Consider the following 12,648-nt stretch of genomic DNA (forward strand, 5'->3'; position numbering starts at 1 on the left):
ATGGTTATGAAGTACTTAGATCCTAAGGCATACCTCACGTTCAAGAAGATATTCGGCAATCATCCTAAAAGACTGATCAGCCTTCTTAACGCCCTCCTGCCGCTCAGTGACGAGGAGCAGATACACGAAATAAAGTATCTGCCAACAGAACTTGTACCCCAGCTCGAAGGGGGCAAAAACACCATAGTGGATGTACTCTGCACAGATGCTAGAGGCAGGAAGTTCTGCGTGGAGATGCAGATGGAATGGTCTGACGCATTCCAGCAGCGAGTACTGTTCAATGCATCCAAGCTCTATGTGAGTCAGGCTAAAAAGGGAGGCAAATACAGCGAACTGCAACCCGTATATTCCCTGAATCTTGTGAATGATATCTTTGTGCATGATACTCCAGATTTCATCCATAATTACCGCATCGTGCATGACAAGGACAGTAATAAGGTCATTGAAGGCTTGCATTTTACCTTCATTGAACTCCCGAAGTTCACTCCTCATTCCATTGCCGACAAGCGCATGATGGTCTTGTGGCTCCGTTTCCTTACGGAAATCAATTCCAATACGAAGGAGATTCCTTCCGACTTGCTAAATGACCCAGAGATTGGAAAAGCCGTAGAGGAGCTGGAGATTTCCGGCTTTACAGATGCCGAGCTCCGTGCCTACGACAAATTCTGGGATTTCGTAAGTGTAGAAAGGACCCTTTTGGATGACAGATACCAGAAAGGCAGAGAAGAAGGCATGAACCAGCGCAGCCTTGAGATTGCCAGGAATATGCTGGCTAAAGGGATGGATGCATCGACAGTCTTGGAAATAACAGGATTGTCGATGGAAGAGATACAAAAGCTGATAGCTAGAGGAGAGCCTTCAGGTCGGCGATGATGGCCTGGGTGTAGGCTCTTATCTGAGATTCTGACAGATCGCTGATATGCTCGGGAGCGAGGGCGGCGATGTGCTGTCGGGTCTCCATCTCTATCATCGTGGCGATAGGGAGGAGCTTGTGGGCTGTCTTGCCGATGGCTTCTATTGATAACTCGCCTTCTGTTGCCTGCTGGAGGTTCTGGAGATGGGATGACAACTCCTGCTTGACGGTGCTGAGTATCTCGGCTTCTGCCTCCGGATCGCCTTCTGCAAAGGTCAGGAGGGCTGCAAAGCGGGATTTCTTATTGGTTTTCTCTGTAATATCCTCTGCTGATGCAGTATCCCTTGTTTCCTCTGCTATTTCCTCTGTTTCTGATGCTGCATCCTCTAATCCGAGGATTTCTCTCAGCTTCTCTGTGCTGAATGGCTTGAAGAGGCAATCGTCGAAACCTGCTTCTTTCAACTCTCTGATGATGCTGGCATCGTGGGCGGTCATCGCTACTACCTTCATGTGGCTGTGGTTGATGTGCTGAATCATCCTGATGCCGTTCATCTCGGGCATTTCGATATCCATCATCATCAGCGCAGGATGCTCGTTGTGGAGCACGGTGAGCGCCTCGGCTACATGCAGACAGGCAAAGACTTGCCAACTGTCGCCTACCAGCTTCTTCAGCATCTCCTGAAGCAGACGGAGCTGCAACGGGTCGTCATCGAGCAGCAGTATCTTGTGATTTTCGAAATGGGGCTTGGCTGGGGCGAGGGGCTTCTGCTCTTCTGCCTCTTCTGCTGCAGGAGCGGTACCTAAGGCAAGCGGAATGGTGACGGTGAAGGTGCTGCCCTTGTCCTTGACGGATTCCAGACGCAGGGTGCCCTGAAGCAGATTGACCAGTTCCTGGGTGATGTTCAGCCCGAGACCGGTGCCCTCGATGCCCTGGGCACTCTTCAGACGGGTGAACGCCTGGAACACCTTCTGGCGCTCTTCGGTGGTCATGCCCTTGCCGGTATCCCTTACCGAGAAGGTGAGGAGGTGCTGGGGACTGATGGCTGCCTGGATGGTGACGCTGCCCTTATCGGTATACTTGATGGCATTGCTAACCAGGTTGTTGAGTATCTGACGGATACGGAAGGCATCGGCACGGTAGTAGGTCTGCGGACTGCTGATGCCATCGAGCTCCAGATGCAGTTCCAATCCCTTCTCCTGGCTCAGGATCTGCATCTCTCCGGCACACTGGCGGAACATGTCGGCAGGCGAGAAATCTACAGGGTTCAGCTTCATCAGTCCGTTTTCCAACTGGTGATAATCGAGCAGGGCGGCAACGAGCTGGGAGAGATGGGTGGCAGAACCCTTGATGCTGTTGAGACAGGAGATGCCTTGCGGGGTGTCGACATAATCCTTCATCAGGTCGATGAAGCCCGAGATGCTGGCAGCTGGAGCCTTGATATCGTGGGTGATGGTGAGGAGCAGGCGTTCGCGCTGGTTCATGATGCGCCTGATTTCCTCGTTAGCCTCTTCGAGATTCTCGCGGTAGATGCGTTCCTTCTGCGTATCGCGGTAGATGTAATAGACGAGGATGACGGCGGCTGTGATGGCTACGATGGCAAGCAGACCTATCTGCCAGAGCAGATTCTGGCGCGCCTGCATCGCCTGGTTGATAGCCTGCTGCATCGCCTGACGTTCGCGCTGGTGGATATCGTTGAGCTGCTGGGAGGAGCGCAGGGCGAGGCGGGCATTGGTTATCTGCAGGTCTCTCACCTCGCGGTTGATGGCATCGTGGTTATCGCGCGTAGACTGCTTCTCCTTGCGGTCAATCTGTTCCAGGATATCGGCTACGTTTCCGGCTAAGTTGACCGGGGTAGAGAGGGTATCGGTGACAGCCTGGTTGCTGTCGCGTCTGATGCTGAGCGTTTCGGCATGTTCCTTCTTGAAGGCATCGGCAAGGCGGCGGAAGAAGCCCTTGCGGGTTTTCATCACCTCTACGGTAGTGTTCTTTGCTACGTGGGTCTTGGGTGCCTTGGAATGCACGACAACGGAATCTTCGCCACTGTTGAGGCTGTTCATCTTCTCGTGCAGATAGTTGTGGGATGACTTGCCCTGCATGGCGCGGGTAAGCTGCTGCAGATTGGTCTGTTCCTCCTTGAGCAGGTTGGACATGGTGCTGTCGGCTGCCTGTCGCTTTTCGATATAGTCGCGGGTTGCCTGGTTGATAGCGAGCACGGTTGTGGTGTTGCGATATACCAGCCCTATCGCCAGAATCAGTACGATGGCGACGATGATGTAACCCAGGGCTACCTTGAAAGGAACGTTTGTTTGCTGCATCTTCTTATCTTTTAATGTTTTGAGTCTTTTTGCTATTTGCGTGCAAAGTTAATCAAAAATGCGATATAAACCAACGAAAACAGGAGATAAATGCCAAAATCTGGTCATCTATCTCCTGTTTCATTGAAAGCGACGCGTAATTACTATTTTCTGAAGGTGGATTTACTTTGCTACGGTTGAATCCACTGTTGCTGCTGGAGTCTCAACAGGTGTTGCTGTTGTGTCGGCTGGAGCTACTGTGTCTACTGGTTCTGAACCTGCAACGCTTACCATTCTGTTACCTGCAAATACATTGCTAACTGATACCATTGCTACTGCTGCGATAACTGCAAATACTAACTTTTTCATAATTCTTTTGTTTTTTAATTGTGAATATTATTTGTTTATTAATTCTCTTGCTGAAACTCATTTGCGAGTTCGCTAAATAATATCACAATAGGCGTGCCAAAAATCGATGAATTTTGTTAAGTATCTGATAATCAGGGTTTATGGTGTTTTGCGCCAGAAACGGGATGTGGGGAAAGTGGGGAAAAGGTGTAGAAAAATTCCCCAATATAGTGTGGAATATATTGGGGAATCGGGGTGTGGCATGTTTTACTCCATGCCGTATTTCTTCATTTTGTTGTAGAGTGTCTTGCGGTCGATGGCAAGCAGTTGGGCTGCCTTGCTCTTGTTGCCGTGGGTGGCTCTCAGGGCAGCGGCGATGCTTTCCTGTTCCGACTGTTCGCTGTGCAGCTGCATATTGATTGGTCGGGCTGTGGAGGTTTGTGCCATCGTCTTCTCCAGTTCCAGAGCACCGATATACTTGCCACGGGTGAGCAGGGTGGCGCGCTTCATCACATTGTTCAGTTCGCGCAGGTTGCCCGGCCAGTCGTATGAGGCAATGATTTCGGAGGCTTTGGCATCCATTCCGAGCACATTCTTGCCCAGTTCCTGGTTGGCGTGCTTGATAAAGAGGTTGGCAAAGAGGAAGATATCGGCACCTCTGTCCTTGAGGGCAGGCATGTAGATGGTAAACTCGTTGATGCGGTGATAGAGGTCCTCTCTGAACTTGCCTTCGGCTACCGCCTGCGCCAGATTCTCGTTGGTGGCACAGATGAGTCGGATATCCACATCAATCTCCTGCGTGCTGCCCAGCGGACGGATTTTCCTCTCCTGCAAGGCTCTGAGGAGCTGCACCTGTACTTCGTAGTTGAGGTTTCCCATCTCATCGAGGAAAACCGTTCCGCCGTTAGCTATCTCGAAGGCACCCTTCTTATCCTGTTCGGCTCCGGTAAAGGCACCCTTCTTATATCCGAAGAATTCAGATGCTGCCACCTCCTTAGGAATGGCGCCGCAGTCGATGGCATAGAAAGGTTTGTCCTTGCGCAGACTCTGTTCGTGGATGCTGCGCGCCACATATTCCTTTCCGGTGCCGCTGGCTCCGAGAATGAGCACTGACATCGGGGTAGGGGCAACGAGCGAAACGAACTCGTAGAGCTGTTTGGAAGCCTCGCTTTCACCTTTTATATATCTAGGCACCTCTGTAGCGCCCTGCTGCTCTTCTTGGGGCGCATCCTGCATGGCGGCAGATTCCGCACGCTGAGGGGCTGAAACCGCAGAAGCAGCCGACTGGATAGCCTCACGGATTTTCTCTAAGAGGATTTCGGGATGGAAGGGTTTAGCCACGTAATCGGTAGCACCCGATTTCATGGCACATACAGCATTCTGAACCTCTGCATAGCTAGTCATTACGATAAAAGGCAGGTGGGCATCGGACTTTCTGATATGCTGGAGCAATACCAGTCCGTCATGGTCGGGCAGGCGCAGGTCGGAAAGAACCAGATGGAATGCATCGCCGGCTCCCATCGCTTTGATGGCAGCGCCTACGGATGTTACCCTTTCTACATCGAATCCTTTCTTTTTGAGCCAAGTCTGTATCATTGTTCCGAATGCCAAATCGTCTTCTACAATCAATATCCTCTTCATAATGTTCTGTTTTATCCTCTTCTATAATATCGTTATATATAACTTTGTGCAAAGGTACGGAAAAGTTGTATGGAAAGCTATTTAATTCACATTATTTAGCAATAAAACCGACTAAAAATCTACAAACCCTGTTCTATTATCTTATTTTTAGTGAAAAGAACAATTGTTTTCGGATAAAAGCATGCTAGTTGCTTTATTTTTTGTATCTTTGCATAAAAAAAGCTGCACTCGGCAATTTGAAAGCAAGCTTTCATTGCACTCGTTTGCATTTTCTTTGCAACCATGTTAAAATAAGATTTAGAGTCATGAATCCGATAGTACAAACCATCATATTGTCAGCTTCGGCGGTGCGCATGTTGCCGCATATCGCTCTGTATCTGCTCTATAAGAAGGAGATAGATGCCGACTTGCTGAAGGTGCAGGACAGGAAGCCTACGGTGCTCAACCTGATCAAGGCATGCACCCGCGAAAGGAGTTTCCGTAATCTGTTTTATTACCGCATGGGCGAATACCGTTCGGTTTTCATCAGCTGGCTGTTGCCTCCCGAGCGTACGATGACCATCTGGTGCCCGCATATCGGGAAGGGTGCGCATCTGGAGCACAGCTATGCCACCTATCTCAACGCAGAAAGCATAGGTGATGACTTCTACTGTCTGCAGATGGTGACGCTGGGCAACGGCAAGGGCGGCAGGCCTACCATAGGAAATGACGTGAAGATTTATACCGGCGCCACGGTATTCGGCGGCATCCATATCGGCAACCACGTGACGATAGGCGCCGGTGCTGTGGTATTCCAGGATATTCCCGACGGGGCTACCGTGGTAGGGAATCCGGGGAGAATCATTCAGAAATAATCAATTTAAAGATAGAGAATATGAACTATGCATTGATCATAGCCGGAGGTTCTGGCAATAGAATGGGACAGGACATCCCAAAGCAGTTTATGCATGTAGACAACTGTCCTATCATCATCCATACGATGATGGCTTTTCAGAAGCATCCTGATATTCAGGGTATTGCTGTGGTATGTCTGGCAGGTTGGGAAACGGTACTGCAGTCGTATGCCAACCAGTTCTGCATTACCAAACTGAAATGGATATTCCCTGGCGGAAGCAATGGTCAGGAGTCGATCCACAATGGTATCTATGGCTTGAAAGAGGTGGGATGTGGTGATGACGACCTGGTGCTGGTGCATGATGCCGTGCGCCCACTCTTGTCGCAAGACATCATCTCATCCAATATCGCCATCTGCCAGAAGTATGGCTATGCCATTACGGGTATCAAATGTAGAGAGGCTATCCTGGAGAGCGAAGATGGTTTCACGACCAACACCAGTATTCCGCGCGACAAGCTGATCCGTACCCAGACACCCCAGACCTTCCGTTTGGGCAATCTGATAGCAGCCCACGAAGAGGCTAAGGAGAAGGGCATCGCCAATTCGGTGGCATCCTGTACCCTGATGGCAGAACTGGGAGGCAGACAGATGCATATCGTGCCTGGTTCAGAGAAGAACATCAAGATAACCACCGTTGAGGATTTGGAGATACTGAAGGCACTGATGAAGGTTCAGCCTGAGGCTTGGTTAAAATAAACGTGTTATGATAGGAAATTCACCATATAAGGAAGATATTGCGCGCCTTTTCCGGGAAGGTTTGGAATTGGGGCGTCTGCATGGCAAAACCATTCTTGTGGCTGGTGCTACAGGATTGGTAGGAGGCTGTGTGGTTGATGTGCTGATGCAGAATCCTGCCCGGTGCTACAAGGTGATAGCAGCCGGAAGAAACAAGGAACGTGCCCGACAGAAGTTTGCTGTCTATTGGGAGGATGAATCTTTCTTCTTTGCAGAGATAGACGTTACCCAGCCTGTCATCAAGAGCATGGACAGGATGATAGGGGAACCGGTCTATAATGAGTTGGCTGAGGGCGCTGATTACATCATCGATGCAGCCAGCAATGCGAGTCCTAACTTCTTTAGGCAGAACCCTGTAGAGGTGATGAAGGCAAACATCAACGGTGTATCCAACCTGCTGGAATATGGATTGAGTCACCGCATGCAGCGCATGGTTTATATCTCTTCGGGTGAAATCTATGGCGAGGGCGATGGCTCTGAATTTACCGAGAAGAGCAGCGGCTATGTGGATTGTGCATCGGTGCGTGCCTGCTATCCATCTTCCAAACGTGCTGCCGAAACGCTCTGCATGGCATACGGAGCAGAGTATGATGCCGATGTGGTGATAGCCAGACTGAGTCATACCTACGGTCCGGGCTTTACGGAGAGTGACAATAGGGTGTATGCCCAGTTTATCCGCAATGTTCTGAAGGGTGAGGATATCGTCCTGAAGAGTAAGGGTGAGGCTTTCCGCTCCTGGCTTTATGTGGTAGATGCCGCCCATGCCATCTTGCGCCTCCTGCTGGATGGCGAGAGGGCAAATGCCTATAATGTGGCTCATTCAGAATCGAATATCTCCATCCGCCAACTGGCAGAGCTGATAGCCCGGAAAGCGGATAGAAAGGTGGTGTTTGATATTCCTGAGGCGGATGCGCAGCAGGGCAATACCACGCCTATCACCAAGGCAACCTTCAGTACGGATAAACTCAAGGCTTTAGGCTGGAAACCGCTCTTTGATGTAGAAGAAGGTTTCGGACATACCTTGCAGGAAGTGAGGGAAGGCTAAAGCTTTCTTTTAATCTCATTCCATGTTTCCCGCTTTTCCATGTTCAGATAGTAGCGAAGGTGTTTCTCTACTCTCTGTTCTACGGGTGGAAACTTCATATAGTCGCCAAAGAAGTGGCGCAGATAGGTATCAGCCTGCTCCGGCAGCAAGACGGTGGTATCCTCGAACGGGAATTCCTTGCCCTTGCCGAGCCATTCCTTCGGGAAAATCTCCTTATAGTGGTAGGAACCTGTATTCACCAGTACGTTCTTCGCCTTATCGAAGTCATACCGGTGACTCATCTCGTCCATCTGCTGGATGAGGCGGTGGCGCATCTTGCTGCGGCAGAAGAAGGCGAGCGTCTTGATGGCAAAGCGGCCCCAGGTTTCCTTGTGCAGGAGCAGGGAGATGTACTCAAAGAAAGTATTGTGGGTGGTTACGGCATTCAGACGGTTGATGGTCTTAGAGTATTTGCGATACAGCGCCTTTGCCGTTTCCAGGTCATCGTCGGTGGCATCAAGAGGGAAGATATCTACGTAAAGACCGATGATGCAAGGACGCTCCTTCTCCTCGATAAGGGTGGTTTCGCGATTCACGAGTTTGGAGAAATACAGAGGGTATGACTCGTTGTTGTAGGGAGTTACTACCTCGTATTTGCCAAAGTCTTCGTGTTTGGCGATTTCGAGCAGACGGTCGTAGTCGGGGCGTGGCATCAGCACGTCGATGTCATCGTCCCAGGGAATCATTCCGTGGTGACGGGCGGCTCCGATGGCGGTGCCGGCACAACAGTAATATCTGAGGTGATACTTGTTGCAGATGTCGATGAATGCCTTCAATATATCGAGTATTGTGGCGTTCCATTCCTTCTTGATGTTCTTAATATCCATACTTTTTTCTGTTTTACGGCTGCAAAAGTAAGCAAAAAGTTTTGAACTTCAAACTATTTATGCTACTTTTGCATTCTAAAAAGTAAAAACAAGTAATATTCCATATTTATCAGATAGAAACGATGGCAGAATCATTAAAGGAAAAAACCGCCAAGGGATTGTTCTGGGGAGCGATGAACAGTGGCTCTACCCAGGTACTCAATATCCTCTTTGGCATCTTCTTGGCGCGTTTGTTGTCGCCAGCCGATTATGGTATCATCGGCATCCTCACCATATTCACCCTGATAGCGGGCAATCTGCAGAGTAGCGGGTTTACCCAGGCACTGGTGAATATCAGAAAACCCACCGATAACGATTATAACTCGGTGTTCTGGTTTAATGTCCTGGTGAGTCTTACCATGTATGTGGTGCTCTTTTTCTGTGCGCCGCTGATAGCAGATTTCTTCCATCAGCCTTGTCTCACCTCCCTGTCGCGCTTCGTGTTCTTGAGTTTCTTCATCTCTTCGTTTGGCATAGCCCAGAACGGATATATGATGAAGAACATGATGAACAAGGAGATTACCATCGTTAATTTCATGGCCCTGATCAGTTCGAATGTCGTGGGACTGGTACTGGCATTCAACGGCATGGCTTACTGGAGTCTTGCCTGGCAGCAGGTTATCTTTATCCTTGTGCTGAATATAGGAAGATATTATTATACGGGATGGCGCCCGAACTTTCATATCGATTTCGGACCGGTGAGGAAGATGTTTGGATTCAGCGTGAAACTCCTGGTTACCAACATCATCAATACGGTGAGCAACAATGTATTGACCTTTGTCTTCGGCAGGTTCTATCCGATTAATGATGTGGGTAACTATAGTCAGGCATACAACTGGGACACCAAGGCTAATTCGTTTGTTGCCAATACGGTGGGACAGATAGCTCAGCCTGTCTTGGCTTCTATCCAGAACGATAAGAACCGCGAGTTGCTGGTGTTTAGAAAAATGCTCCGTTTCACGGCATTCCTTTCTTTTCCATTGATGTTTGGTTTGACCCTGGTATCACGCGAATTCATTCTGATTACGATTCATGAGAAATGGATAGCCAGTGTGCCGCTGTTGCAGATTCTCTGTGTGAGCGGTGCCTTTATGCCGATTTATACGCTCTATCAGAACCTTGCCATCAGCAAGGGGCGTTCTGATGTGTATATGTGGTGCAACATCGGTCAGGTAGTGGGTTTGCTCGCCTTGGTGTTGTTCTGTCATCAATATGGCATCCAGACCATGGTGATAGCCTATACCGTGTTTATCATCGCCTGGCTTCTGGTCTGGCAGTGGATGATGAAGCGTGTTGCCGGATTGCGGTTCCTGGATGTGGCAAAGGATATACTGCCATTCATGCTCTGTGCAGCAGCCACGATGGTAGTTACCTATTTCATGACCCGCAGCCTGCAGAACATCTATCTCCTGCTGCTGGTTCGTCTGCTGGTTTCAGCCATCATCTACTTCTGTATCATGAAACTGCTGAAGGTGCAGATATTAGAAGAGTGTATAGCTTTCTGTAAGCGAGGTAGATAAGATTCACCCTCTTGACAGGTACCCCCTTTTTGATGAACTTGATGATGAGGCGTATGAGGTAGCTCTTAGGCTTGTAGTAGAGCGCCTGATCCACCTTTTCGAAGGCTACATGAGCGTTTGCTGCCCAGCGGTAGGCATTGACGATGCCTATCTCTGTGGCTCTGAGATACTGATGTTCCGTATCGTTCTGCTCGAAGAAATCGATGAGTCGGCGGGTTGACTTGAAGTATGACAGGAGGTTCTTTTCTGAGATGTTGTGATTGTAGGAATTCTCATTGTCGGTACGGTAATAATATACCGCATCATCGATGTTCACCTTTTTGCCGTAGAACATGAACTGGGCATTCCAGAAAAGATCTTCCGCATAGTTGATGCCCTCTTCAAAGAATATCCTGTGCTCCATGATGAGCGAACGCTTATAGATTCTGCCCCACAGCCGGTTGGTGATAATGTTCTGACAAACAAGCAGTTTGAGCAGTTTCTCATCAGAAACATCAAAAGGTTTCTGGAGTCTGCCTGCTTTTCCTTCGCACCATTCCCGGTAGCCGCCATCAACCAGGTCGGCATGGGTGCTTTCGGCTTTTGTGGTCAGTTTTTCTACTGCATCTTCCGGCAGCATGTCATCGCTATCGGCAAATAAAAGATAGTCGCCTGTAGCCGCCATCAGTGCCGTCTGTCTTGCGGCGCCCACGCCCCGGTTTCTGTCGTGGTGGATGATGCGTACCTGTTGTGCTCTTTCAGGATATTCTTTCAGGAGCGATTGTAGGATACCGATGCTTTTATCGGGGGTACAGTCATCTACAAAGATGTATTCGATAGACGCATACGACTGCTCGAACAGTGACCGGGCGCACTGTTCGATATATTTTTCTACTCCATAGATAGGGGTTAAGATACTTATTTTCAGCATGATGGTTTTAATCTAAGATACTTTTTTATCTTGTCGAGTTCTCTTTTTTTATCTTGTGAGATACTCGAATATCAGCGTGCTGTTATAGAAGAACAGGAAGATGGTGATGATGGCGAGTCCTCCACGAAGATAAGGCAGATATTTCTCCTTACAGTTTCTGATGATATATCCGATACAGATCGGAATGATGAACGCCCAATGGGCAGCCATGATATAAACCTCGTTCAGTCCGAATCCCATGACCAGATGAATGAAGGCATCGCATGCCACCCATGAGGCTGTGAGCCAGAGAAAGGCCGATCTTCTTCCCATCCAAAAGCCCATACACAGCAGAATCACGATGATACCCTCTATGATATAAGGAACGGGTGTCTGGTATTTCACGAATATCGGGCGGTGGCTGTGGATATCTTCCAGAAGATGTTCTCTGTGCAGGATAAGCGATTCGCCAAAAACGTTTTCTACCAGTGATTCTGAACGGGAGATAGACATATCTGCCCATGAGAGCATGCCTCGTTTCTGGATATTTTTGCCAGCGATGGCCTTATCGTGTTTTTGCTTCTGTTCCATCTTAGCCCTAAAAGTACTGTCTTTCGCAGCTTTCTGAGCCACGAGCCGTTCTCCTTCCAGACGGTTCGGAATGATGAAAGCCTTGTTCTGATAAATGCCTGCAGCACCTATCAGGAGGGTAGGCAAGATGATGCCCAATGCCAGATATTTCGGGCGGAAGAGTTTTTTGCCATTGGTAAAGAGGGCGGCAAGGAAGGTCTTGGCGCCATTGCTCAGCGTGATGCCTGCCGTGAAGAAAAAGAGCAGGGCTGTTTGCCACCAAGGCATGCTGCGGTGTTCCTGCTGCTGTTTGCCTGCCAGATAAAGTGTCATTGACAGGAAGAAAAGCGACATGCCGAAATGGTCATCCACAAAGGTGGCGAGCAGCACGTAGGCAAAGGAAAAAAGCATCGCTGTGAGCACATTGCTGTCTATAGCCTTCAGCTGCATTACCTCTCTGAAGATTCTTCTGAAGAAGAGGGTGGAGTAGGTGGAGAAGAATGTCATCATCACCGCCACGATGGTAGTTGCCCAGTTGCGGGAGGTGAGTTCTATCAGCCAGCCGTTCAGTAGCGAGAAAGGATAGAGGAAGAAAGGGAGCATGGGATGGCGATACTCCGTGTAATACACCTTCCACTTCGAGAGGGTAAGGTAGGTGTAGGGGTCGAAACCTGAAATCTGAAAGTTCTTGGTGAAGAGCGTCCAGAATCCTGCTTTCGGTTTGCCGAAATCATCAAAATGATAGGTTATCATCAGCACATTGAAGGCGATGATAACGATGAGTGTAATCAAGGCAAAGAGCCTTTCTTCTTTTTTAATTCTAAATATATTGTTCATTCTCTGATTATTTTTTGCTGGGCTGATGCATGCCGCATCTCCTTCTTAGCGCTGCAAAAGTAATTGTTTTTTCTGAATATTCAAAAAGAAAGGCTCTATTTTGTATCTTTTTTCT

At 48.9% G+C, this 12,648-nt stretch carries 11 protein-coding genes; 5 read left to right on the forward strand and 6 right to left on the reverse strand.

Annotation, left to right across the window (positions count from 1 at the left end; all coding sequences use genetic code 11):
* Nucleotides 1–873: an Rpn family recombination-promoting nuclease/putative transposase gene (locus ONT08_RS11665; RefSeq protein ID WP_264960003.1), complete on the forward strand. Its 873-nt coding sequence runs from the start codon at nucleotides 1–3 to the stop codon at nucleotides 871–873.
* Here the strand turns inward: ONT08_RS11665 and ONT08_RS11670 are convergent.
* The 3 genes from ONT08_RS11670 to ONT08_RS11680 form a co-directional block, all read right to left on the reverse strand.
* On the reverse strand, nucleotides 845–3,169 hold the full coding sequence (locus ONT08_RS11670; protein WP_264960004.1) for an ATP-binding protein: 2,325 nt from the start codon (nucleotides 3,167–3,169) through the stop codon (nucleotides 845–847). The genes ONT08_RS11665 and ONT08_RS11670 overlap by 29 nt on opposite strands.
* Before the next feature lie 162 nt (nucleotides 3,170–3,331).
* A complete protein-coding gene (locus ONT08_RS11675) occupies nucleotides 3,332–3,517 on the reverse strand; it encodes a hypothetical protein (RefSeq protein ID WP_118080249.1) in 186 nt (61 codons plus the stop codon).
* 246 nt (nucleotides 3,518–3,763) lie between these two features.
* A complete protein-coding gene (locus ONT08_RS11680; RefSeq protein ID WP_118200276.1) occupies nucleotides 3,764–5,137 on the reverse strand; it encodes a sigma-54-dependent transcriptional regulator in 1,374 nt (457 codons plus the stop codon).
* Nucleotides 5,138–5,442: 305 nt separating this feature from the next.
* On the opposite strand from ONT08_RS11680, the gene ONT08_RS11685 reads away from it, so the two are divergent.
* Genes ONT08_RS11685 through ONT08_RS11695 form a run of 3 tightly spaced genes read left to right on the forward strand, consistent with a single transcriptional unit; the run spans nucleotide 5,443 to nucleotide 7,812 of the window.
* Complete coding sequence (locus ONT08_RS11685) at nucleotides 5,443–5,991, forward strand: serine O-acetyltransferase (protein WP_181985832.1); 549 nt, start codon at nucleotides 5,443–5,445, stop codon at nucleotides 5,989–5,991.
* Nucleotides 5,992–6,011: 20 nt separating this feature from the next.
* Nucleotides 6,012–6,728, forward strand: a complete 717-nt coding sequence (locus ONT08_RS11690; RefSeq protein WP_117586429.1) for an IspD/TarI family cytidylyltransferase — start codon at nucleotides 6,012–6,014, stop codon at nucleotides 6,726–6,728.
* A gap of 7 nt (nucleotides 6,729–6,735) precedes the next feature.
* Nucleotides 6,736–7,812, forward strand: coding sequence for an NAD-dependent epimerase/dehydratase family protein (locus ONT08_RS11695; RefSeq protein ID WP_264960005.1), 1,077 nt, complete (start codon nucleotides 6,736–6,738; stop codon nucleotides 7,810–7,812).
* Here ONT08_RS11695 and ONT08_RS11700 read toward each other — a convergent pair.
* Nucleotides 7,809–8,678: a LicD family protein gene (locus ONT08_RS11700; RefSeq protein ID WP_117586428.1), complete on the reverse strand. Its 870-nt coding sequence runs from the start codon at nucleotides 8,676–8,678 to the stop codon at nucleotides 7,809–7,811. The two genes, ONT08_RS11695 and ONT08_RS11700, sit on opposite strands and share 4 nt — an antisense overlap.
* 122 nt (nucleotides 8,679–8,800) lie before the next feature.
* Between ONT08_RS11700 and ONT08_RS11705 the strand changes: the two genes are divergently transcribed.
* Nucleotides 8,801–10,237 carry a lipopolysaccharide biosynthesis protein gene (locus tag ONT08_RS11705; RefSeq protein ID WP_117586427.1) on the forward strand — a complete coding sequence of 479 codons (1,437 nt, stop codon included), beginning with the start codon at nucleotides 8,801–8,803 and terminating at the stop codon, nucleotides 10,235–10,237.
* On the opposite strand, the gene ONT08_RS11710 is transcribed toward ONT08_RS11705, so the two are convergent.
* Both ONT08_RS11710 and ONT08_RS11715 read right to left on the reverse strand, forming a co-directional pair.
* Entirely contained in the window at nucleotides 10,173–11,147 is a 975-nt protein-coding gene (locus ONT08_RS11710; protein ID WP_264960006.1) for a glycosyltransferase family 2 protein, read from the reverse strand. The two genes, ONT08_RS11705 and ONT08_RS11710, sit on opposite strands and share 65 nt — an antisense overlap.
* 48 nt (nucleotides 11,148–11,195) lie before the next feature.
* Nucleotides 11,196–12,533 (reverse strand): DUF6080 domain-containing protein, encoded by a 1,338-nt coding sequence (locus ONT08_RS11715; protein WP_264960007.1) that lies wholly within the window; start codon nucleotides 12,531–12,533, stop codon nucleotides 11,196–11,198.
* Nucleotides 12,534–12,648 lie beyond the last annotated feature (115 nt).

Origin of the sequence: Segatella copri, assembly GCF_026015465.1 — a bacterium.
In the GTDB taxonomy this organism is placed as follows: Bacteria; Bacteroidota; Bacteroidia; order Bacteroidales; family Bacteroidaceae; genus Prevotella; species Prevotella copri_E.

What these genes read in the sequence shown, in the direction of transcription:
- ONT08_RS11665 (WP_264960003.1), top strand. Translation starts at nt 1, where the DNA reads ATGGTTATGAAGTACTTAGATCCTAAGGCATACCTCACGTTCAAGAAG.
- ONT08_RS11670 (WP_264960004.1), bottom strand. Translation starts at nt 3,169, where the DNA reads ATGCAGCAAACAAACGTTCCTTTCAAGGTAGCCCTGGGTTACATCATC.
- ONT08_RS11675 (WP_118080249.1), bottom strand. Translation starts at nt 3,517, where the DNA reads ATGAAAAAGTTAGTATTTGCAGTTATCGCAGCAGTAGCAATGGTATCA.
- ONT08_RS11680 (WP_118200276.1), bottom strand. Translation starts at nt 5,137, where the DNA reads ATGAAGAGGATATTGATTGTAGAAGACGATTTGGCATTCGGAACAATG.
- ONT08_RS11685 (WP_181985832.1), top strand. Translation starts at nt 5,443, where the DNA reads ATGAATCCGATAGTACAAACCATCATATTGTCAGCTTCGGCGGTGCGC.
- ONT08_RS11690 (WP_117586429.1), top strand. Translation starts at nt 6,012, where the DNA reads ATGAACTATGCATTGATCATAGCCGGAGGTTCTGGCAATAGAATGGGA.
- ONT08_RS11695 (WP_264960005.1), top strand. Translation starts at nt 6,736, where the DNA reads ATGATAGGAAATTCACCATATAAGGAAGATATTGCGCGCCTTTTCCGG.
- ONT08_RS11700 (WP_117586428.1), bottom strand. Translation starts at nt 8,678, where the DNA reads ATGGATATTAAGAACATCAAGAAGGAATGGAACGCCACAATACTCGAT.
- ONT08_RS11705 (WP_117586427.1), top strand. Translation starts at nt 8,801, where the DNA reads ATGGCAGAATCATTAAAGGAAAAAACCGCCAAGGGATTGTTCTGGGGA.
- ONT08_RS11710 (WP_264960006.1), bottom strand. Translation starts at nt 11,147, where the DNA reads ATGCTGAAAATAAGTATCTTAACCCCTATCTATGGAGTAGAAAAATAT.
- ONT08_RS11715 (WP_264960007.1), bottom strand. Translation starts at nt 12,533, where the DNA reads ATGAACAATATATTTAGAATTAAAAAAGAAGAAAGGCTCTTTGCCTTG.